21 protein-coding genes are annotated in these 21618 nt (G+C 70.7%); 12 read left to right on the top strand and 9 right to left on the bottom strand.

Translation table 11 applies throughout. The features are described from left to right. Position 1: 1 nt before the first annotated feature. Positions 2-1570: a carboxyl transferase domain-containing protein gene (locus ACIBEJ_RS13060; RefSeq protein WP_397182877.1), complete on the bottom strand. Its 1569-nt coding sequence runs from the start codon at positions 1568-1570 to the stop codon at positions 2-4. A 47-nt stretch (positions 1571-1617) separates the two neighbouring features. On the opposite strand from ACIBEJ_RS13060, the gene ACIBEJ_RS13055 reads away from it, so the two are divergent. From ACIBEJ_RS13055 to ACIBEJ_RS13015, 9 genes are all read left to right on the top strand, one after another. Further along, complete coding sequence (locus ACIBEJ_RS13055; protein WP_397182876.1) at positions 1618-2196, top strand: TetR/AcrR family transcriptional regulator; 579 nt, start codon at positions 1618-1620, stop codon at positions 2194-2196. 419 nt (positions 2197-2615) lie between these two features. Further along, positions 2616-3167 (top strand): PadR family transcriptional regulator, encoded by a 552-nt coding sequence (locus tag ACIBEJ_RS13050; protein WP_397182875.1) that lies wholly within the window; start codon positions 2616-2618, stop codon positions 3165-3167. Then, complete coding sequence (locus ACIBEJ_RS13045) at positions 3168-4142, top strand: ATP-binding cassette domain-containing protein (protein ID WP_397182874.1); 975 nt, start codon at positions 3168-3170, stop codon at positions 4140-4142. Continuing rightward, on the top strand, positions 4139-4993 hold the full coding sequence (locus ACIBEJ_RS13040) for an ABC transporter permease (RefSeq protein WP_397182873.1): 855 nt from the start codon (positions 4139-4141) through the stop codon (positions 4991-4993). Before ACIBEJ_RS13045 ends, ACIBEJ_RS13040 begins: the two co-directional genes overlap by 4 nt. Before the next feature lie 101 nt (positions 4994-5094). Then, positions 5095-5580 carry a hypothetical protein gene (locus tag ACIBEJ_RS13035; RefSeq protein ID WP_397182872.1) on the top strand — a complete coding sequence of 162 codons (486 nt, stop codon included), beginning with the start codon at positions 5095-5097 and terminating at the stop codon, positions 5578-5580. Positions 5581-5691: 111 nt separating this feature from the next. Further along, a complete protein-coding gene (locus tag ACIBEJ_RS13030) occupies positions 5692-6378 on the top strand; it encodes an ABC transporter ATP-binding protein (RefSeq protein WP_397182871.1) in 687 nt (228 codons plus the stop codon). Between the two features lie 117 nt (positions 6379-6495). Further along, the gene (locus tag ACIBEJ_RS13025; RefSeq protein WP_397182869.1) at positions 6496-7194 is read left to right on the top strand and encodes an ABC transporter permease; all 699 of its coding nucleotides are present in this window, start codon (positions 6496-6498) and stop codon (positions 7192-7194) included. After that, positions 7191-8354 (top strand): sensor histidine kinase, encoded by a 1164-nt coding sequence (locus ACIBEJ_RS13020; RefSeq protein ID WP_397182868.1) that lies wholly within the window; start codon positions 7191-7193, stop codon positions 8352-8354. Before ACIBEJ_RS13025 ends, ACIBEJ_RS13020 begins: the two co-directional genes overlap by 4 nt. Further along, on the top strand, positions 8330-8956 hold the full coding sequence (locus ACIBEJ_RS13015) for a response regulator (protein WP_397182867.1): 627 nt from the start codon (positions 8330-8332) through the stop codon (positions 8954-8956). Before ACIBEJ_RS13020 ends, ACIBEJ_RS13015 begins: the two co-directional genes overlap by 25 nt. Positions 8957-9013: 57 nt before the next feature. Here ACIBEJ_RS13015 and ACIBEJ_RS13010 read toward each other — a convergent pair whose 3' ends face one another. Beyond that, positions 9014-10363 (bottom strand): hypothetical protein, encoded by a 1350-nt coding sequence (locus tag ACIBEJ_RS13010; protein WP_397182866.1) that lies wholly within the window; start codon positions 10361-10363, stop codon positions 9014-9016. 193 nt (positions 10364-10556) lie between these two features. On the opposite strand from ACIBEJ_RS13010, the gene ACIBEJ_RS13005 reads away from it, so the two are divergent. Further along, positions 10557-12776, top strand: a complete 2220-nt coding sequence (locus tag ACIBEJ_RS13005; protein ID WP_397182865.1) for a thiamine pyrophosphate-dependent enzyme — start codon at positions 10557-10559, stop codon at positions 12774-12776. On the opposite strand, the gene ACIBEJ_RS13000 is transcribed toward ACIBEJ_RS13005, so the two are convergent. Genes ACIBEJ_RS13000 through ACIBEJ_RS12975 form a run of 6 tightly spaced genes read right to left on the bottom strand, consistent with a single transcriptional unit; the run spans position 12769 to position 18372 of the window. Continuing rightward, on the bottom strand, positions 12769-13371 hold the full coding sequence (locus tag ACIBEJ_RS13000) for a patatin-like phospholipase family protein (RefSeq protein WP_397182864.1): 603 nt from the start codon (positions 13369-13371) through the stop codon (positions 12769-12771). The two genes, ACIBEJ_RS13005 and ACIBEJ_RS13000, sit on opposite strands and share 8 nt — an antisense overlap. A 34-nt stretch (positions 13372-13405) precedes the next feature. Next, on the bottom strand, positions 13406-15070 hold the full coding sequence (locus ACIBEJ_RS12995; RefSeq protein ID WP_397182863.1) for an LLM class flavin-dependent oxidoreductase: 1665 nt from the start codon (positions 15068-15070) through the stop codon (positions 13406-13408). Positions 15071-15119: 49 nt separating this feature from the next. Further along, positions 15120-15833: a maleylpyruvate isomerase family mycothiol-dependent enzyme gene (locus tag ACIBEJ_RS12990; RefSeq protein ID WP_397182862.1), complete on the bottom strand. Its 714-nt coding sequence runs from the start codon at positions 15831-15833 to the stop codon at positions 15120-15122. A gap of 44 nt (positions 15834-15877) precedes the next feature. Next, entirely contained in the window at positions 15878-16999 is a 1122-nt protein-coding gene (locus ACIBEJ_RS12985) for a magnesium and cobalt transport protein CorA (protein ID WP_397182861.1), read from the bottom strand. 13 nt (positions 17000-17012) lie between these two features. Further along, positions 17013-17480: a nuclear transport factor 2 family protein gene (locus tag ACIBEJ_RS12980; protein WP_397182860.1), complete on the bottom strand. Its 468-nt coding sequence runs from the start codon at positions 17478-17480 to the stop codon at positions 17013-17015. Positions 17481-17487: 7 nt separating this feature from the next. Next, on the bottom strand, positions 17488-18372 hold the full coding sequence (locus ACIBEJ_RS12975; RefSeq protein WP_397182859.1) for an amidohydrolase family protein: 885 nt from the start codon (positions 18370-18372) through the stop codon (positions 17488-17490). 34 nt (positions 18373-18406) lie between these two features. On the opposite strand from ACIBEJ_RS12975, the gene ACIBEJ_RS12970 reads away from it, so the two are divergent. Both ACIBEJ_RS12970 and ACIBEJ_RS12965 read left to right on the top strand, forming a co-directional pair. Then, positions 18407-19105: a M50 family metallopeptidase gene (locus tag ACIBEJ_RS12970; RefSeq protein WP_397182858.1), complete on the top strand. Its 699-nt coding sequence runs from the start codon at positions 18407-18409 to the stop codon at positions 19103-19105. Between the two features lie 52 nt (positions 19106-19157). After that, entirely contained in the window at positions 19158-21110 is a 1953-nt protein-coding gene (locus ACIBEJ_RS12965) for a protein kinase (RefSeq protein WP_397182857.1), read from the top strand. Here the strand turns inward: ACIBEJ_RS12965 and ACIBEJ_RS12960 are convergent. After that, positions 21097-21318, bottom strand: a complete 222-nt coding sequence (locus ACIBEJ_RS12960) for a helix-turn-helix domain-containing protein (protein WP_397182856.1) — start codon at positions 21316-21318, stop codon at positions 21097-21099. The genes ACIBEJ_RS12965 and ACIBEJ_RS12960 overlap by 14 nt on opposite strands. Positions 21319-21618 lie beyond the last annotated feature (300 nt).

Here is a 21618-nt window from a genome sequence, read left to right as displayed (position 1 = left end):
GTCACATCCTGAAGACGCCGTAGCCGATGGGTTCGAGCGGCGCGTTGGCCGCCGCCGACAACGCCAGCCCCAGGACGGTGCGGGTGTCGGCCGGGTCGATCACGCCGTCGTCCCAGAGCCTGGCGGTGGAGTAGTAGGGGTTGCCCTGGTGTTCGTACTGCGCGCGGATGGCGTCGGCGTCGGCGTTGCCCACGGTCGTGAGCACGTTGGCCGCCTGCTCGCCGCCCATGACCGAGATGCGGGCGTTCGGCCACATCCACAGGAACCGCGGCGAGTACGCCCGTCCCGCCATCGCGTAGTTCCCCGCGCCGAACGAGCCGCCGACGATCACCGTGAGCTTCGGCACCCGCGCGCACGAGACCGCCGTGACCATCTTCGCGCCGTGCTTGGCGATTCCGCCCGCCTCGTACGCCTTGCCGACCATGAACCCGCTGATGTTCTGCAGGAACACCAGCGGCACCTGCCGCCGGTCGCACAGTTCGATGAAGTGTGCGCCCTTCAGCGCCGACTCGCTGAACAGGATGCCGTTGTTGGCGACGATCCCGACCGGATGCCCGTGGATGTGGGCGAACCCGGTGACCAGCGTGTGCCCGTACTCCGCCTTGAACTCCTGGAAGCGCGAGCCGTCCACGATCCGCCCGATGACCTCGCGCACGTCGTACGGCTGCCGCGTGTCCGCGGGCACGATGCCGTAGAGGTCGCGCGGGTCGAGCAGCGGCTCCTCCGGCTCGGCGCTCGCCCAGGGGCGTGGCGGCCGGGGCGCCAGCGTGGCGACGATGTCCCTGACGATGGCCAGCGCGTGGGCGTCGTCCTCGGCCAGGTGGTCGGTGACGCCGCTGACGCGCGCGTGCAGGTCGCCGCCGCCCAGTTCCTCGGCCGTGACCTCCTCGCCGGTGGCCGCCTTCACCAGCGGCGGGCCGCCCAGGAAGATCGTGCCCTGGTTGCGGACGATGACGGCCTCGTCGCTCATGGCGGGGACGTAGGCGCCGCCGGCCGTACAGGATCCGAGGACCGCGGCGATCTGCGGGATGCCGCGCGCGGACATCGTGGCCTGGTTGTAGAAGATGCGGCCGAAGTGCTCGCGGTCGGGGAAGACCTCGTCCTGTTTGGGGAGGAAGGCGCCGCCCGAGTCGACCAGGTAGATGCAGGGGAGGTTGTTGTGGAGTGCCACCTCCTGGGCGCGGAGGTGCTTCTTGACGGTCATCGGGTAGTAGGTGCCGCCCTTGACCGTCGCGTCGTTGGCGACGATCACGCATTCGCGGCCCGAGACCCTGCCGATGCCGGTGATGATGCCGGCGGCGGGCGCCTGGTCGTCGTAGAGCCCGTTGGCCGCCAGCGGCGACAGCTCCAGGAAGCGCGAACCCGGGTCGAGCAGCCCGTCCACGCGGTCGCGCGGCAGCAGCTTGCCGCGCTCGACGTGGCGTTGCCGCGAGCGCTCCGGTCCGCCGAGTGCGGCGCGGGCGAGCCTGTCGCGCAACTCGGCGGCGAGTCGCTCGTTGAGCTCGGCGTTGGCCTTGAAAGGCTCGCCCCCGAGGTCGGCGACCGTTTTCAGCACCGGCCAGTGAGTCATGCTGGAAAGGTTAGTCATCATTAACGTCTATGTCTAGAATGTGAGACATGAGCACTCCTACCCGCAGCCGAGGGGCCAGACGCGCCGAAATCCTCGACGCCGCCGCCCGGCTCTTCGCCGAACGCGGCTTCCACGGGGTCTCGATCGAGGAGCTCGGGGCGGCGGTGGGAGTGTCGGGGCCGGCCCTGTACAAGCATTTCAGCGGCAAGGAGGCGCTGCTGGCCGAGATGCTGCTGGGCATCAGCTCCCGGCTGCACAGCGGGGCAGGCGACCTGGTCACCGCCGCACCCACCCCGGAGGAGGCGCTGTCGGCGCTGCTGCGGGGGCACATCGCCTTCGCGCTGCGGGAGCCGTACCTGATCACGGTGCACGACCGGGAGCTGGGCAACGTGCCCGAGCCGCAGCGGCGGCAGATCCGGCGGTTGCAGCGGCTGTACGTGGAGGAATGGGTCACGGTCCTGACCGAACTGCGGCCCGGCCGGCCCGCCGCCGTGCTGCGCGCGGCCACGCACGCCGTCTTCGGCCTGCTCAACTCGACCCCCCACAGCGCCGGCGACCTCCCCGCCGAGGACACCGCCAAGTTGCTGTACGAGCTCGCCCACACCGCCCTGGTTAACATCCCCTAACCACCACCCCGCCTCCTCACCCACCGTCGTGGGCCGCCGCTCCCGTCGGCCTGCCCCCATTCCGCCACCAAGCGCCGCTCCGCACTGCCTTCGCCGGGAGCACCCCGCCGAGCGATGCCCCGCCGCGGGTCGCCGCCCGGACGCCTCTCCCTGCCCGGACTCCTCGCCACCCGGATGCCGCGCCGCCCTTGGCCGCCCTGGGCCGCTCTTCGCCGCCTGGACGCCACCTCTTGCGCGGCTTCCTCTTGCGCGGCTTCCCCTGCCGGGCCGCGAGGCACCTTCCGGATCGCCGCTCAGCCCCCGGTTCTCCCCGCCGAGGCGCCATCCCCCGCGGTCCCCGCCGATCGGACTAACTGCTTGCGAGTGCCAATTATCTAGATATATCTTTGAGGCATCTCGATAGTAGAAAGGTGATCATCGTGCGTGATTCCGATGACTGGCCCGAGGTGATCGTTCCCCCGGGCACCCCGTTCGGCCTGCCGGGGGCCCCGTTCCATGCGACGGGGCCGCCGATTCCCGCGACGGCCCCGCGGGTGCGGCGGGGCGATGTCAGGGCGGCGCTGCTGGCGCTGATCCACGAGGGGCCGCGCAACGGGTACCAGATGATCCAGGACATCGCCGAACGCAGCCGCGGCGTCTGGCGGCCCAGCCCCGGTTCGGTGTATCCGGCGCTCCAGCAGCTCGAGGACGAAGGTCTGGTCAGCGGGGGCGAGTCGGGCGGCAGCCGTACCTTCCAGCTCACCGAGCGGGGCCGCGAGGAGGCGGAGCGTCTGGCGACGGGCAGCGCGCCGTGGGACGAGGTCGCGCGGACGGTGCCCGAGGACCGGCACGAGCTGCGGCTGCTGTGGGGGCAGCTCGGGGAGGCGTTCGTCCATCTGACCCACACGGCCAACGACCGGCAGGTCGCCGAGGCCAAGAAGCTGCTCCGGCAGACCCGCAAATCGGTGTTCCAGATCCTGGCGGAGGATTAGATGACGTTAACTCCGGCGGTAGCCGTACAAGATCTGAAAAAGACCTACGGGAAGGTCGACGCGGTCAAAGGCGTCAGTTTCGAGGTGCGGCCGGGAGAGGTGTTCGGCTTCCTCGGCCCGAACGGAGCGGGAAAGACCACGACGATCAGCATGCTCTGCACGCTGGTCAACCCCACGGGCGGCCGCGCCAGCGTCGCCGGGCACGACGTGGTGCGCGCCCGTGACGAGGTGCGGCGCAACATCGGGCTGGTGTTCCAGGACCCGACCCTCGACGGGTACCTGTCCGCCGAGCAGAATCTCCGCTTTCACGCCGAGCTGTACGGCGTGCCGCGCCCCATCGTCGGCGACCGGATCCGCCAGGTCATGGAGATGGTCGCGCTCTGGGACCGCAAGGACGCCAAGGTCATGACGTTCTCCGGCGGCATGAAGCGGCGCCTGGAGATCGCCCGCGGGCTGCTGCACTCGCCGCGGGTGCTGTTCCTGGACGAGCCGACGGTCGGCCTCGACCCGCAGACCAGGGCCGCGATCTGGGGCTACATCAACAAGCTGCGTCTGAGCGAGGACATCACGATCTTCATGACGACGCACTACATGGACGAGGCGGAGTACTGCGACCGCATCGCCATCATCGACCACGGCGAGATCGTCGTCGTCGACTCCCCCGAGGCGCTCAAGGCCAGCGTCGGCAAGGACCGCGTGCAGATCCACACCGGCGACGACGAACGGGCCATCGCCGCGCTGCGCGAGCGCTTCGGGATCGAGGCGGCGGTGCGCGAGGGGGCGGTGACGTTCGCGGTCGCCTCGGGTGAGGAGTTCGTGCCCCGGCTCTTCGCCGGACTCGGGCTGTCCATCAGGTCGGTGAGCGTGTCACGGCCCTCGCTCGACGACGTCTTCATGTCCTACACCGGCTCCACCATCAGGGACGCCGAGGCCGACGACAAGAACGCCTGGATGAGAGCGATGGTGCGCCGATGACCACGCAAGCCATCTCGGTCGTGGTTCCGGCCCGGAGCGCCGGGCACGACCTTCGCGCGATCAAAGTGGTGCTCCACCGGGAGATGCTGCGCTTCCTCAGCGACCGTACGCGGATGCTGTCCATGTTCTTCCAGCCGGTGTTGTGGCTGTTCGTCATGGGCACCGGGCTCGGGTCGCTGGTGCAGGGCAGCATTCCCGGCGTGGACTACCGCACGTTCATGTACCCCGGGATGATCTCGATGACGGTCATCATGACCGGGATGTTCTCGGCCGGGTCGATCGTGTGGGACCGCGAGTTCGGGTTCCTGCGCGAGATGCTCGTCGCGCCCGTGTCACGTGGGGCCATCGTGCTCGGGAAGTGCCTCGGCGGCGCCATCGTGGCCACGGGGCAGGGCGTGGTGATCCTGGCGATGGCGGGGCTGGTCGGCGTGCCGTACTCGGGGACGCTGATGTTGACGCTGCTGGCCGAGATGTTCCTGGCGGCGTTCACGATCACCGCCTTCGGGGTGATGCTGGCGGCGCGGATGAAGAACATGCAGACGTTCTTCGGGCTGATGCAGATGGCGATCATGCCGATGATGTTCCTGTCGGGGGCGATGTTCCCGCTGGCCAACCTGCCGTCGTGGCTGCACATCCTGACCGTGGTCAACCCGATGACGTACGCGGTGGACCCGATGCGGCAGGCCGTCTTCTCCCATCTGTCCGTGCCGCCTCAGGTGAACGCGATGCTGAACCCGGGGGTGCAGTGGTTCGGCTGGCAGGTGCCGGTGATCCTGGAGATCGGGGTCGTGGCGGGGCTGGGAGTGGTGTTGCTGGGGGTGGGCGTCCTCCAGTTCCGCCGGGCTGACTGAACGGCCCATGCCGATTTTCGTGTCGCAGCGCGTTCTGTCGGTGACGGAGGGTATCTTTCCCGCTGGCATCTTCAACCCCCCTCCCTTCGAAGGAGACGCCTGTGTATGTCAGCGAGATCGACCTTCCGCTTCTGGAGCGGCGTGTCACTGCGATCGAAAGGGCTATATTCAGCGGCGTGCCTTCGCTGAGCATCGCCGACCGGTTCGACGGGCTTCACACCCGTATCGACGAGACCAGCCGCAACATCCTCCAGACGATGGAGAGGCGGTTCGATGCGGTCGACACCAGATTCGACGGCATCGACCGCCGACTCGATGCCATGGACCTCCGATTCGATGGCATCGACCAGCGGCTTGACGCCATGGACCTCCGGTTCGACGGCATCGACCAACGATTCGATGGCATCGACCGACGGTTCGAAGCACTCGAGACGAGCATCAATGAGCGGTTCGAAAAGGTGGATGAACGGTTCGCCAAGGTGGACGAACGGTTCGAGCAGTTGGAAGAGCGGATGACGCGAGTAGAGGGTCATATGGTCGACATCAAGGCCATGCTGATCAGCCTGGGTGCCAAGAACCCGAACTAGCCGGATCCCCCCGAGCCCGGGCTTCATTGGCCCGGGCTCCTCCGATTGGAGGAGGACCGGTGTCGAGATGGGGGATACCTGGGCGGGCGTCCAGCCGCGAATATCGGGCGTATGACAGCGATAACAGTGCGCGACCTGCGCAAATCCTACGGCGGCGTCACAGCCGTGGACGGGGTGTCGTTCGAGGTCGCCAGGGGTGAGACGTTCGGGGTCATCGGGCGCAACGGGGCGGGGAAGACGACCACGGTGGAGTGCCTGGTCGGGCTGCGCAAACAGGACGCGGGGAGCATCCGGGTTCTGGGGATCGATCCGGCGCGGCGCAGGGAGCTGGCCAGGAAGGTCGGGGTGCAGCTCCAGGACAGCGCGCTGCCCGACCGGATCAAGGTGGGTGAGGCGCTCAGGTTGTTCGCCTCGTTCTATGCGCGACCGGCCGATCCCCGGCAGATCATGGACACCTGGGGGCTGGAACCACTGCGGAAGCGCGCGTTCGGGGACCTGTCCGGCGGGCAGCGGCAGCGGCTCCTGCTGGCGCTCGCCCTGGTGGGCAGTCCCGAGCTGGTGGTGCTGGACGAGCTGACCACGGCCCTGGACCCCGTGGCCAGGCGCGAGACGTGGGAACTGGTCAGGGGACTCAAGGCGGCGGGCATGACGATTGTGCTGGTCAGCCACTTCATGGACGAGGCGGAGGAACTCTGCGACCGGGTGGCGGTCTTCCGCGAGGGCCGGATCGCGGATGTCGGAAGCCCGGCCGAGCTCATGTCGCGCGTGGGCGCGGAGTCGCTGGAGGGCGTGCTGTGAGGGCGCGTGGGCGTGGAGTCGCTGATAGGTGTGCTGTGAGGGCGCGCGTGGATGCGGAGTCGCTGGGAGGTGTGCTGTGAGGGCGCGCGTGGATGCGGAGTCGCTGGGAGGTGCGCTGTGAGGGCGTTCGTTCAGCTTTCTGCCAACGAGCTGAGGCTGCTGGGCCGGGATCCGGGCAGCCTGTTCTTCATGGTCGCCTTCCCTCTCATGCTGCTGGTGCTGAACAGCGGCAGCGACCGCCTGGAAGTCTTCCTGCCGAGCTACATGGCGATGATCCTGGCGATCGGCGGCATCGCGGCGCTGCCGGGCATCGTGGCCACCTACCGGGAGCGGAAGGTGCTGCGGCGGCTGGCGGTCACGCCGATCTCGCCGGTCATGCTGCTGGGCGCGCAGGTCGCGGCCCAGATGGTGATGGGGCTGGGCGGGTCGCTGGTGGTGGTCGTGACGGGCATGGCGGTCTTCGGGGTGGCGCCGCCCGCACACCCGCTGCCGCTGGTCCTGGCGTTCCTGCTCAGCGCGCTGATGACGTGCGCGATCGGGTTCGTGATCGCGGCGGTGGCACCACGGGCGCGGACGGCGGATCTGCTCGGGCTCACCGTCATGTTCCCGATGATCTTCCTGGCCGGGGCGGCGATCCCGCGCGAGGGCCTGCCGGACATGTTGCTCAAGATCGGCGACTATCTGCCGCTCACCCAGGCGGTGACGGCGTTGCGCGATGGCTGGTTCGGCACTCCGGCCGCGCTGCCGTTGCTGCTGCTCACGGGGATAATCATCCTATGTACGGCGATAGCCGCGTTGACCTTCCGGTGGGAATGAGCCGCTGGCTCCAAGCCTTTCACCTGCTCTTCTACGCCTGCCTGACCTTCCCCACGGCGGTGGTCGCGCTCATGGGCACCGGCGGCGGCCGTCCGCTGACCCTGGGGCTGGCCGCGGGGATGGGCGTCTACTACTGGCTCTTCGTCGTGCGCAGGAGCGAGGACCTGGAACGCCTCTACCCGATGGCGGTGCACTTCACGGTCCTGCTGGTGCTCCTCTTCCTGCTGGTACGGCGGGAGCCCGTGTTCGAGCTGGTCCAGTTCGGCATGTGCCCGCTGCCGTACGTGATGCTGCCCGGCCGGTGGGGCTACGCCGGAGCGGTGGCGCTGGTGCTGACCACGTTCCTGGGCACCGGCCGGGCGGCCGAACTGGCCGTGAACCCGGGCGTGCTCGGCGGGCTGCTGGCCAACGCCGGACTGGTCACGATCATGGGCCTGTTCGCCCAGCACCTGGTCAGGGCCGGCGAGGTCGGGGTGCTGCGGGAGCGGGCCCGGCTGGCCAGGGAGATCCACGACACGCTGGCACAGGGGTTCAGCGGGATCATCACCCAACTGGAGGCGGCGGAGCAGGCGGACGACGACCTGCCCGCCGTACGGCAGCGCATCGCCGTCGCCAAGCGGCTGGCCCGCGAGAACCTCGGCGAGGCGCGGCGCTCGGTGGACGCGCTCCGGCCCGAGCCGCTGAACCGGGCCAGGATCGACCTCGCCCTCGGCGACGTGGCGGCGCGCTGGTCGTCGGCCAGCGGGGTGCCGGCCACGGTCTCGGTGGACGGGACGCGCCGCCCGCTGGAGCCGGAGGTGGAGGCGACGCTGTTGCGCGCCGCGCAGGAGGGACTGGCCAACGCCGCCAAGCACGCGGGGGCGCGGCGGGTGGCCATCACGCTGTCGTACATGGAGAACGAGGTGACGCTGGACCTGCTCGACGATGGCACCGGCTTCGACACAGGCACAGACGCAGGCACAGACGCAGGCGCAGGCGCAGACACCGGCACGGACAGCCGCGCGGGCACGAGCGGGGGCTCGGGCACGGTCGGGAACGCGAGCGGGGGTTATGGGCTGGCGGCCATGCGGGAGCGGGCGGCGGCGGTCGGGGGGACGGTGACGGTGGAGTCGGCGCCGGGAGAGGGGACGGCGCTGTGCGTGAGCATCCCGTACGCCTGATGATCGTCGACGACCATCCCGTGGTGCGGGACGGCCTGCGCGGCATGTTCGACGGGCTGCCCGACATCACCGTGGTCGCCGCGGCGGCCGACGGCAGGGAGGCGCTGGCACTGGCCGCGAGTACCGAGCCGGACGTGGTGCTCATGGACCTGCGGATGCCGAACCTGGACGGCGTCGGCGCGATCCGCCGCCTGCACGCGGCGCACCCCGGGACGAAGGTGATCGTGCTGACCACCTACGACACCGACGGCGACGTCGGGCGCGCGCTGGCCGAGGGGGTGGCGGGCTATCTGCTGAAGGACACCCCGCGTGAGGATCTGCACCGCGCGGTACGCACGGCCGCCGAAGGCGGAAGGGTGCTGTCACCGGCGATCGCCGGCCACCTGATGGCGGGCAAGAGCCCCAGGCAACGCGACCCGAGCCCCCGAGAGCTGGAGGTGCTGCGCCTGATCGCCAGGGGCGCGGGCAACAAGGAGGTCGCCAGGGCACTGCTGATCAGCGAGACGACGGTGAAGACGCACCTGAAGAACGTCTTCGCCAAGCTCGGCGTGGAGACGCGGGCGGCGGCGGTGGTCGCCGCGATGGAGCGCGGGCTGCTGTGAACAACGAGGCGCGGGCCCCCTTGAGGTAGGGGGCCCGCGCCAGGGTCGTGCCGGTGGTTACCGCTTGACGCGCACGTAGTCGCTGCCGCTGGTGTCACCGTAGGCGTCGGCGTCACCCTGGAAGACGAACCTCCAGGTGCCCGACTTCGAGGCCTTCACCTTGGTGTAGATGTTGCCACTGCTGTTCGACCAGGTGGCCTTGTAGTAGTACCACTTGCTGGAGCCCTTGGGCTTGAAGTACAGCCGGATCTTCGCCCGGTGGCCGTCCCAGCCGTCGTCGAAGATCTGCAGCTTGCCCTTGAAGCGCAGGTACTTGCCGCGCTTGACCGGCTCGGGGTAGGCGTTGAACTTGATGAGCCTGCTGTCGGCCTTCTCCGGCGGCGGCGGGGTGGGCCGCTCGACGCGGACCCAGTCGGCGTCGCTGGCGGAGCCCTGGATGCCGGCGGCGCCGTTGTACACGGCCCGCCACCAGCCGGACTCGTACGCCCGGGCGCTGGCCCAGAAGCGTCCGCCGCGGCTGGTCACGTCGCTGGTCACGTGCTCCCAGCGCGAGGAGCCGTGGCGCTTGAACTGGATGGCGACCCGCTGGCCGGGCAGACCTTCCCAGCCCTGGACCTGCAGGTTGCCGCTGAACCGCAGCCGGTCGCCCTTGTCCACGGGCTCGGGCGAGGCGTCGAAGCCGATGATCCGGGTGGCCCGGTCGGCAGCCTTGACGTCCACGCGGTCGGTGTCGCTGACCGAGCCCCTGGCGGAGCCGGTCTTGTCGAACTCGGCCCGCCACCAGCCGGTGGCCTCGGCCTTGACGCCGGTGGAGAACCAGCCGGAGCGGCTGGTGCCGGTCTTGGCGATGTGGCGGTAGGCGTCGGTGCCCTTCTCGCGGAAGGTGATCGTCACCTGCTGCCCGCCGTACCCCTTGCCCTCGGCGAGGAGACGGCCGGAGACCTTGATCGTCGAGCCCTTCGCCACCAGGTCGGGACTGGCGTCGAAGTCGACGATCTTGGTGTCGAGCGCCTTCTTGACCTCGAACGAGGCGCGTGAGGAGCTCTCGCCGTCGCCGTGGGCGATGGCGAGGATGTTCCAGCGACCGGCGCTCTTGGCGTCGAAGGACTTGGTCCCGGTCCACTTCGTCCATTCGCCGTGCGGCGCGGACTTGAGGTCGACCTGGGTGGGGACGCTGACGTCACCGGGCGCGCGGAGCTGGAGTTCCGCCTTGCCCGCGCCCTTCGTGGTGAAGCTGAACGTCGCCGTGACCGCGTCGTCGAACACGACGACCGGCGACGGACTGACGTTCACGTCGGAGATGCTGGGGGCCTTCGCCCCGGCCGATGCCGACGCCGGAGAGGCCAGAGCGAGCGCTCCGGCTCCCATCGCGAGCGCGACGGCTACGGCGCGGATGCGTTGCGACATGCGGGTTTCCGTCCCTTCTGGAGACCGCAAGTGGTCAACGCGGCATTGAGGGTGCCACGTACTTCTACCCAGTAGACGTTTAGGATGGGCAAAAGGTTTGTAAAGCTGACCAGCCGTAACGAAAATGAGTCAATAACACCGGTCCAGAACATGTCACCTCCCGACGAGGCCTCTGGGGGGCATAATCGGGCTTGTGGCGCGCGACACAGTTGAGACTCATTTCCTCGAAGCCGTAGCCGACCTGAAGACGGGCACGCCTCGTGACCTGTCAAGACCGGTCCGCGAGGGCACCACGCTCAGCGGCCGGCTCTGTCTCGACCTGTTCCGCCGCCAGCTCGACAGCCGCCTGCTCGACATCGCGGCCCGCTGGCTACGCGAGCAGGACCAGGGCTTCTACACGATCGGCTCGGCCGGGCACGAGGGCAACGCCGCGGTGGCCGCCGCGTTGCGCACCGACGACCCCGCCCTGCTGCACTACCGCTCCGGCGCGTTCTACCTCACGCGCTCGGCCCTGGCCGGCCGGCTGCCCGAGCAGGGCATCCGCGACGTGCTCATGGGCCTGACCGCCGCCGCGGAGGAGCCGATCGCCGGTGGCAGGCACAAGGTTTTCGGCCACCCCGAGCTCGCGGTCATCCCGCAGACCTCGACCATCGCCAGCCATCTGCCCCGGGCCGTGGGCGTGGCCTTCGCCATCGAGCGGACCCGCGCGCTCGACGTCAGCGGCGCCTGGGCTCCCGACGCGATCGCGGTGTGCAGCTTCGGCGACGCCTCCGTCAACCACGCCACCGCGCTGTCCGGTCTCAACACCGCCGCGTACGCCACCTACCAGGGCCAGGCGGTGCCGATCCTGTTCGTCTGCGAGGACAACGGCATCGGCATCAGCGTCCGCACGCCCAAGGGCTGGGTGGAGGCGGCGGCACGCAGGCCGGGCATCGAGTACTTCGCCGCCGACGGCTGCGACCTGGCCGCCGCCTACGACGCTGCCGCGCAGGCCGTGGCGCACGTGCGGGCCAACCGCTCCCCCGCCTTCCTACACCTGTCCACCGTGCGGCTGATGGGCCACGCCGGCTCCGACGTCGAGGTCGCCTACCGCACCCAGCGCGAGATCCGCGCCGACATGGCGCGCGACCCGCTGCTGCGCAGCGCCGCGATGCTCATCGAGGCTGGCCTCCTCACCGCCGACGACCTGCTCAAGTCGTACGAGTCCACGCGCGAGCACGTGCTGCGCATGGCGCTGGAGACCACGCGCAGCCCTCGGCTGTCCACGGCCGAGGAGGTCATGGCCCCCATCGCGCCGCGCAGCGCGGACGTGATCGCCAAGATCAGCCCGGTGGCGGCCGAACCCTCGGTACGCGAGAGGGCCTTCGCCGGCGCGCTGCCCGAGAACGACAAGGCGATGACGCTGTCGCAGGCGATCAACCGCACGCTGGCCGACGCGCTGGCCGTCTACCCCGAGATGATGGTCTTCGGCGAGGACGTCGCCAAGAAGGGCGGCGTCTACGGCGTCACCCGCGGCCTGCAGAAGCGCTTCGGCCCCGCCCGCGTCTTCGACACCCTCCTCGACGAGCAGGCCATCCTCGGGCTCGCGCTCGGCTCGGGCGTGGCCAGGCTGCTGCCGGTGCCCGAGATCCAGTACCTGGCCTACCTCCACAACGCGCTCGACCAGATCCGCGGCGAGGCCGCCACGCTCTCCTTCTTCTCCCGCGGCGCCTTCACCAACCCGATGGTCGTCCGCGTGGCCGGCTACGCCTACCAGAAGGGCTTCGGCGGCCACTTCCACAACGACAACGCCATCGGCGCGCTGCGCGACATCCCCGGCCTGATCATCGCCTCGCCCTCGCGGCCCGACGACGCCTCGGCGATGCTCCGCACGTGCCTGGCCGCGGCCCGTACCCAGGGCTCGGTCTGCGTCTTCCTGGAGCCGATCGCGCTCTACCACACGCGTGACCTGTTCGACGACGGCGACGGCGGCTGGCTGGGCACGTACGCGCCGCCGACCCGCTGGTCCGAGACGCACGTGCCGATCGGGCGGGCCCGCTCCTACGGCGACGGCCGCGACCTGACCATCGTCACCTACGGCAACGGGCTGCGGATGAGCCTGCGGGCCGCGGTCCGCCTCACCCAGGAGGGCTACAGTTGCCGCGTGCTCGACCTGCGGTGGTTGTCGCCGCTGCCGGTCGAGGACCTGGTCCGGGCGGCCGAGCTGACCGGCAAGGTGCTGATCGCCGACGAGACGCGCCGCTCGGGCAGTGTCTCCGAGGGCGTCGTGGCCGAACTGCTCGACGCCGGCTTCACCGGCCAGATCGCCCGCGTGACGTCCTCCGACAGCTTCATCCCGCTCGGAGATGCGGCCGGTCACGTGCTGCTGTCGGAGGAGGAGATCGAGGCGGCGGCCCGCAAGCTGCTCAGCTAGCCAGGCGCCGCCTGGGACCGTGCCAGACCTCGGCCGCCTGTGCCGCGGTGGCGGCGGCCTGCCGTACCCCCGCGTGGAAGGACGGCGACCAGGACGCGGCGGCGCGCGAGCGCGCGTCGGGGGTGATGGTGTGCGCGGCGGGGTTGATGGTGGGGGCGGCTTCGACCGCGAGCGGGTCCAGGACCAGGACGCGTTCGGCGCGCGCGGCCAGGTCGGCGTTGGCGGAGGCGGCGTGCCCGTAGCGGCGGCCGCCGATCGTGGCGGCGCGGCTGGCGGCGACGGCGGCGGGCAGCGGCACGCCGCCGAAGATGTCGAAGACGGTACGCGCGCCGCTCTCGGCGTCCACGGCGGCGATGAGCAGGCGGCGCACCGGCCAGTCCGCCTCACGCGGCAGCTCGGCGCGCTCCTGCGCGCCCAGCGTCTCCAGCGGGACGCCGGTGGCGAGCAGGGCGGCGGCCAGCGCGCCCGCCGAGGTGCCGACGATGAGGTCGGCGGCCGACAGGTCCACGCCCTCGCGGCGCAGGCCGGTGATCAGCCCGGCCAGCCACGCTGTCGCCGCGCCCCCGCCGGGTCCCAGTACCAGTGCTCGTCTCATACGGCCGATCCTGCAACCTCGACTCGGCTTGAGGTCAATACGGCGACGGCCCGCCGAACATCTCCGTCACCCGCGAGGCCAGCGTGACGTCGCCCTCGACCCGCAGCCGCCCGGACATGAGCAGGTCGGCCGGGTTGACCGTGCCGGCGAGCACCCGCAGCAGGTCGGCGGCGGGCATCGCCAGCACCAGCGCCGGTTCGGCGGCGCGGCCCTGCGCCATCCTGGCCCGCTCGCCGCGCACGGTGATCGTCCAGGTGGCCGCCGGTTCGAGCCGGAACTCCAGCGTCCCCTGGAACCCGCCCGCCCTGGCCGGATCGAAGGAGCGCGCCATCAGCCCGAACAGCAGCCGCTGCTGCCCCGGCCCGAACCACCGCTCCAGCTCGGGGTCCTCGCGCCCGCCGACGAAGCGCGCCAGCAGCCCCTGCCCGCCGCGCCGCGCCGCCTTGCGCACCGCCCGCAACCGCTCCCCCGGCCCCGCGGGCGCCGCCCGCCGCCCGATGCGCGCGACCTCGGCGTCCTCGTCGATCCGGTACGGCCGCGCCATCGCCCTGACCGGCGCCCGCCTGGCCAGCGCCGCGGCGACGGCGGGCGCCAGCCGTTCCGCCTTGGCCCGCTCCCGCTCCTCGCGCCCGTCGGCGAAGACCGGCAGGACCTTCTTGCCGAACAGCTCCAGGCTCTCGCAGATGTGCTCGTGCCGGTTGGGCCCGGCCTGCAGCACGAAGATCATCTGATCGACGCCCGCCTCCTCGTAGCGCCGTACCAGCTCGACGAGCTGCTGCGGGCTGCCGAGCGCCCCGGCCAGCGGATCGTCGCCGCGCGCGCCGAGGCTGGGCCGCCGGGCGGTGAAGTCGGCCCAGATGGAGCCCTGGCCCGGCGCGTGCCCGGACGGCCCGTAGTAGTGGGCGAGCGCGTAGGCGAAGAACCCGGCGCCGAGCGCGCCGCGCCGCCTGGCCTCCTCGGGGTCCTCGTGGCACATCATCGGCAGCACGACGGCGAGGTTGGCGTTGACCGCGAACCCGGCGGGCACGCACTCCTCCGAGGTCAGCAGCCGGTAGTAGTCACGCGACCAGGTGGCCGCGTCCTCGGGGTGCACGAACGCGAACGACAGCGCGCCGATGCCGTTGCGCGCGGCCAGCCGGATCGTCTCGCGCCGCGAGCAGGCCACCCAGAGCGGCGGGTGCGGCTTCTGCACCGGTTTGGGGATCACGTTGCGCGGCGGCATGCGCAGGTGGGGCGAGTTCCAGCCGGCGAACGGCTCCTCGGCGAACATGCGGGTGACGCAGTCGAGCGCGTCCTGCCACATCTCGCGCTTGCGCTCGCGCGCCACCCCGAACCCGCCCAGTTCGGCCGCGGAGCTGGCCTCGCCGGTGCCGAAGTCCACGCGCCCGCCGGAGACCAGGTCGAGCGTCGCCACCCGCTCGGCCACCCGGGCGGGATGGTTCACCTGCTGCGGGAGCTGGACGATGCCGTGGCCGAGGCGGATGTTCGTGGTGCGCTGGGAGGCGGCGGCCAGGAACACCTCCGGGGCCGCCGAATGGGAGTACTCCTCCAGGAAGTGGTGCTCGACCTCCCAGACGTAGTCGAAGCCGACGCGGTCCGCGATCTCGATCTGGTCCAGCGCGTCGGTGTAGAGCCGCTGCTCGCTGTCCGGTTCCCAGGGACGGGGGAGCTGGTGCTCGTAGAAGATTCCGAACCGCATTCTCGGACCGTAAGTGCGTTCTGACATCCTGTCCAGATCCGGACAGGGCTCACAGCCACGGCCCGATCGACGGCGCACCGGGTTCCGGCGCGGGGCCCCTGCCGGTCAGCCAGGCGGCCAGCCTCGCGGCGCTCCCGCGTACCAGCGTCACCTGCCCGACCAGGTCGCCCTCGCGCGGGGTGCCGCCGGGGTGGACGCGCCAGGTGCGCGCCCGGTCGAGCGGGACCAGCAGCAGGGCCGGGCCGGTGGGGCGGTTCTCCATGGCGGTGGTGACGTCGCTGAGCAGCGCGTCGACCAGGCCGTCGGGGAAGTCGGAGAAGGAGCCGCCGGTGCCGAGGTCCACGGCGTGGATCCACGACTCGCGGGCGCGCATCCAGGGGATGTCGGCGGCGGGCACGACCTTGCCCTGCGCGGTGCGGACCTTCGCGTTCCACTGCAGATCCGACAGGCCCGCCAGGTCCGCCCGCAGCTCCCGCTCGGTCTGCGCCGACAGCGCCGCGAGTTCGTGCGCGGGCATGCGGGCCGTCTCCTCGATCTCCTCGTCGCGTGCCTGCCTGCTCGGGTACATCGCCCGCTCCTCGCCCGTCCTGGCCCAGTGGACCAGGCGCGACAGCGCCCGCGCGTTGCAGGCCGCGTGTGCCACCACATGGCGGCGCCGCCATCCCGGCAACTGCGAGGCCCCGTCCAGTCCCGCCTCGACGGCCGCGTCCACGTGGCGGGCGAAGTACTCGCCGCCCGCCTCCATCCACCCGAACTCACTCATGGACACCACGCTAGGACCACGCGCCCCGTGCGGTCCCGCGGACCCTACAGCCAGTCGCGTCTCTTGAAGACGAGGAACAGGATCAGGCACACCGCGCCCATGAGCACGACGGCGAACGGGTAGCCCAGCGTCCAGTGGGTCTCCGGCATGAAGTCGAAGTTCATGCCGTAGATCGTGCCGACCAGCGTCGGGGCGAACAGGATGGCCGCCCAGGCGGAGATCTTCTTGACCTCCTCGCCCTGCCGGATGCTGGCCTCGGTCATCTTGGCCATCTCGGCGTTCTGGGCCTGCGTGACCAGGGTCGAGTTGATCACCAGGATGTCCTGGAGCATCTGGCGGAAGGCGGCCACCCGCTCCGTCACGGTGATCGCGTGGTCGGCGACGTCGCGCAGGTAGCTCTGGAGCTCCTCGTTCACGCCGTACTTGGCGGCGCCGGCGATGAAGCCGTCGATCATCTTCAGCAGCGGCGCGGTCGCCCGCTGGAACTCGATGACCTCGCCGCTCAGCTCGTAGACGCGGCGGGAGACCGCCGGGTCGCCGCTGAACACCTGGGCCTCGATCTCCTCCAGGTCCTTCTGCAGCCCGGCCACGACGGGGGCGTAGCCGTCCACGACGGCGTCGAGGATGGCGTAGAGCACCGCCTGCGGGCCCTGGCGGAGGAGGTCGGGGTCGGATTCCATGCGTTTGCGCACGGCCTGGAGGTCGGGGGCCTCGGCGTGCCGTACCGTGATGACGAAGTTGGGGCCGACGAAGACGTGCAGCTCGCCGAAGGCGACCTCCTCCACGTCGTCGAGGTAGCGCGCGGCGCGCAGCACGACGAAGAGCGTGTCGCCGTAGCGGTCGGCCTTGGGGCGCTGGGAGCCGACGATGGCGTCTTCGAGGGCGAGCTCGTGGAGCTGGAACTCCTCGCCCAGCTTGACCAGCTCCCACTCCTTCGGGCGGTACAGGCCGATCCAGGCCATGGTGCCCGGCATCTCCTTGAGCCGTTCGAAGGCGTCGGCCAGGGAGCCCGGGTTGTCGATGCGCTCGCCGTACTGGTAGATGGCGTTGTCGATCACGGTCGGGCGGTACGGGGCCTCCTCCTCCACGGCCCTGGGGTCCATGGAGTGTTCAGGCGCCTGCTCACGGGTGCGGCTGCTCTGCAGGAAGCCCTTCATGCGTGCCATGCGCTCACGTCCTCTACGACACCTCGTCGAGCGCCTGGTGGGCCCGGTCCCTGATCGTCTTGCGGAACATCGGCGTCCAGCCGAACAGCAGTCCGGCCGGCCTCCCGAGTGCCATCCTCGACCACCGCCTGAAGTCGAACTCGTCATGATGGCGCACGATGAGCCCGTCCTCAAAACGGAAGAACGCGGTGATGTCGTTGACGACCACGCGTCCCGTGCCGCCGAAGGTGTAGCGGGCCGTCCACGAGGCGCTGCCGCTGTGGTCGTCGGCCCGCACGTCGCGGAAGTCCGAGCGCAGACCGTCGCGTACGCCGAGCTGCAGCCGCCACATCGCCATCACCCGGTCTCGACCCTCCACCTCCTGGAAGACAGGATCTCCGAAGCTGACGTCCGGATGGTAGCAACGCTCCATGACCTCGAGGTTGCCGCGGCCCATCGCTTCGTAGAAGGCGCTGACCAGCGCCACGTGCCGATCGTTCACCCCTCCATCAGATCATGTCGGACCCGTTGTCCCAGCACACGGCCCTGATCCACTCGTCCCCGAAGCCGAGCCGATCCAGCGCGTGCAGTTGGTGCGCGTACGAGTAGGGAATGTTCGGGAAATCACTACCCAGCACCACCTTCCCCGCCAGGCCGAGTTCACGCAGCGCGGGCCGGAGCGCGGCGGGGAAGGGCATGCCGAGCTCGGCGAAGTCGGTGAAGGCCATCGTGGTGTCGAGCGCGACCCGCTCGTAGCGTTGCGCCAGGTCGAAGAACGGCTCGTACTCGGGCATGCCGAGGTGGGCGATGACCAGGCGCAGACCGGGATGCCTGCGCAGGAGCCCCTCGATGGGCTCTGGACCGACCTGGCCGCCGGGCACCGGGACGGAGCTGGCGTGGACGACGACCGGGAGCCCGGCCTCGGCCAGCAGGCCCCAGATGCCGTCCAGCTCGGGCAGGCGCGGGTCGAAGTCGCCCACCTGGAGGTGGATCTTGAAGATGCGGGCGCCGGACTCGACGGCCTGCCGTACATAGGAGGAAGCGCCCGGCTCGGGGTAGAAGGTCGCGGACGGGACGCACTCCGGGGTACGGCGGGCGAAGTCGAGCGTCCAGGTGTTGAGATCCTGGGCCATGTCCGGTCTGTGGGCGTAGGCCAGCGCGGGGAAGCGCGTGACGCCCAGCTCGCGCAGCCGGGCCAGGCGCTGCTCCACGGGCCACTGGTAGAAGACCTTCCAGCCGTCGCCGAGCAGGGGCCCGCCGTGGTTGAAGTGGTGCCAGACGCGCCGTTCCATCCGCTCGGGCAGGAAGTGCACGTGCACGTCGATGAGGCCGGGCAGTCCGCGTGCGGCCAGCCAGGCGGGAACCCCCGAATCAGAATGAAGTTCTGTGACCACGGCGGTGACTTTACCCGGATAGGGTCTCTTCTCGATGGACAAGTTCCTGGCACAGCTCGTGGAGGTCCAGCCCGCCCCCGAGCCCTGGGTCGTCGTGGTGTCGGCGGTGTTCGCCTTCGCGGTCGTCTCCTACACCGCCTCCTGGCATCTCACCCGCGGCCTCGTCACGATCGCGCACGAAGGCGGCCACGCGCTGATGGCCCTGGTCACGCGGCGCAAGCTGGAGGGCATCCGGCTGCACTCCGACACCTCCGGCGTGACGCTGACCAGGGGCAAGCCGACCGGGCCAGGGATGGTGCTGACCGCGCTGGCCGGGTACGTGGCGCCGTCGCTGCTGGGCCTGGCCGGGGCGTGGCTGACCGACCAGGGACGCATCACGCTGCTGATCTGGACCGTCCTGCTGTTCCTGGTCTGCATGCTGCTGCTGATCCGCAACCTCTACGGCGCGCTCATCCTGCTGGCCACCGGAGGTGCGATCTTCGCCCTGTCCATGTACGCGCCGGAGGACATCCAGCAGATCGTGGCCTACGTGGCGGTGTGGTTCCTGCTGTTCGGCGGCGTACGCCCGATCATGGAGCTGCAGCGCAAGCGGCGCCGCCGGCAGGCGGGCAACTCCGACGCCGACCAGCTCGCCCGGCTCACGGTGCTGCCCGGCGGGTTCTATGTCTTCTTCTTCCTGCTGGTCGCGGGAGCGTCGATGTTCGGTGGCGCGTACCTGATGTCGCCCTTCTGATCGCCCACACCCGGGCAAATCGCTAAACTCGCCCCTGATAGGGGGAAGCACCGTGCAGCACGTCGAGGACGCCCCCGGCTATCGAGTGCTCGATCAGGCCGGTCAGGGCGGATTCGCCATCGTCTACCGGGCGTACCAGGAGCGTCTCGACCGGGTCGTGGCGCTCAAAGTGCTGTCCGTGGACCGGGTCGACAGCAGGACGATGCGCAGGTTCCAGCGCGAACTCCAGCTCACCGGCCGCCTCACCGGCCACCCCAACGTGGTGACCGTGTTCGACACCGGCACGACGCGGTCGGGCAAGCCGTACATCGCGATGGACTTCTTCGAGAACGGCTCCCTGCGCGACCGCATCCGCAACCACGGGCCGCTCCCCCTGCAGGAGGTGCTGCGCTCCGGCGTCAAGCTCGCGGGGGCGCTGGCCGCCGTCCACGAGGCCGGGGTCCTGCACGGCGACATCAAGCCGCAGAACATCCTCATCTCCCGGTACGGCGAGCCCGCCATCGCCGACTTCGGGGTGGCCCGCGTCATCGACACCGCCGAGGTGTCGGCCACGACCCACGCGTTCACCCCGCTGCACGCCGCGCCGGAGGTCCTGAGCGGCCACCAGCACACGGCGGCCACCGACATCTACTCCCTCGGCTCCACCCTCTACCACCTGCTGGCCGGGCAGCCCGCCTTCCACAGCCCGACCGATCCGTCGATCGCGCCGCTGATGTACCGCGTCCTGAGCAGCGACCCGCCGCCGATCGACCGCGCCGACGTGCCGCCCGTGGTCTTCTCCACGGTCCTGCGCGCGATGGCCAAGGACCCCCAGCAGCGGTACGGCACGGCCCGCGCGTTCGCCGAGCGGCTGCAGCAGATCCAGGCGGAGCTGGGGTTGCCGGTGACCGACCTGCTCGGCGCCGACCCAGGCCCCTCCCCCTCTCCCCGGCCCGGCGCCCCGTCCGGCCCGCAGACCCACCCCGCCGCCTACCCGGCGACCGCCCCCGCCGACCCTAACGGCCCCGCCCAGGCCCCCGCGTACCCACCGCCGAGCCCGTGGGCGCCGGGAGCCACCTATCCGGCAACGGGCCACGCCGCCCCCATCAGCCCCTGGGCCCCACAACCCACCCCATCCGACACCGCGGCCGCGGGTGGTCAGACCTTGGGCGGTCATCCTGCGGTTGGTCATCCTGCGGTTGGTCAGACTCCGGGTGGTCAGCTCCACGGCGGACAGACCCTGGGTGGTCAGCCTTCGGGCGGTCATATCGGTGGGCAGGCCACGAGCCCGTGGGCGCCGCACGGGGCGCAACCCCACGCGGCCGCACCTTCCGGCGGGCACCTCCCCTCCACAGGCGGCGCTCCTCCCGGCGAGCAGCTACCCTCCGCAGGCGGCCCTTCCGGCGGGCAGGTTCCCTCCGCAGGTGGTGCTCCTCCCCCGATGGCCGCGTCCGCGGGACGGGCCGAAAGCGGGCAGGCAGGGCCGGGCGGGCGGCGGAGGCGGGGCGGCGGCGCTACGGGGCGGGGCAAGATCGTGATCGGGGTGACGGTGGCAGCGGTGGCCGTGGCCGGTACCGGCCTGGCCGTCTACCTGTCGCAACGCCCGCCCGACACGGTGCCCACGGCCGGCCGTACACAGTTGAAGCAGCCGAGCACGCCCACCGTCGACCGGAAGTCCATCGACGCCCTCAGGCCGCGCCAGGTCAAGGTGACCAGAGACCAGGGCGTGGCGGTCACGCTGACCTGGCGCCTGCCCAGCGGCGCACGCGAGTACCCGATCGTGGTCCAGCGCGAACCCACCGACGACGAGCCCCTCCTCCCCCTCCCCGCCGGCACCACCTCGACCCGCCTGACCGGCCTGACCAAGGGCGTCGGGTACTGCTTCCTGGTCGGCGTACCCCTGCAGATCTCGCAGAAGACCAGCGTCGCCTGGTCGAAGCCGACCTGCATCCGCGGCGCCCGCTCCGACGGCCTCCAGCCGAACGACGCCGCCGCACCCAACGCCGCCTCGACTACCGGGGAGTGAGCCGCCGCCCCAGAGAGCCGAGCCGGTACCCTTCGCCCGGCTCAGCCTCCACCAGCCCTTCGTGACACATCGTGGCGCACAGCGCGTGGACGGTACTCCGCGGAATTCCGGTACGGCCCGCCAACTCGCGCACCGACAACGGCCGCTGGGTACTGGCCAGCGTGCGCAGGACATACGCGGCTTTCGAGACCGACTGAACGTGGGACATGGCCCACCCTGCCCACCACCACCCGCCCCGATCAACCCCCATTCCCACCACACGGAACCTCCCACCCCGCGCAACCCCGACCGGTCTCAGGTACGCCGAGCCGGTCGAAACCCCGAACCCGCACGGGCAGCCGGAGCCCCGCACCAAGCTCACGGGCGCAGGCCAAGAACGTCGAGGCTGGGCCTACACCCACGGCCCGGCAGGCACACCGGCAGGGCACTCGGGGACCAAGGGCCTGGGCCAAGGGTTCTCAGGCCGAAGGAGCTTGGGGCCGAGGAGCCGGGCGGTGCCGTCACGCCC

This window comes from Nonomuraea sp. NPDC050790 (genome assembly GCF_044456745.1).
Taxonomy (GTDB): domain Bacteria; phylum Actinomycetota; class Actinomycetes; order Streptosporangiales; family Streptosporangiaceae; genus Nonomuraea.
Note: the sequence above shows the minus strand (reverse complement) of the source record. Positions and strands in the feature narration are given on the sequence as shown.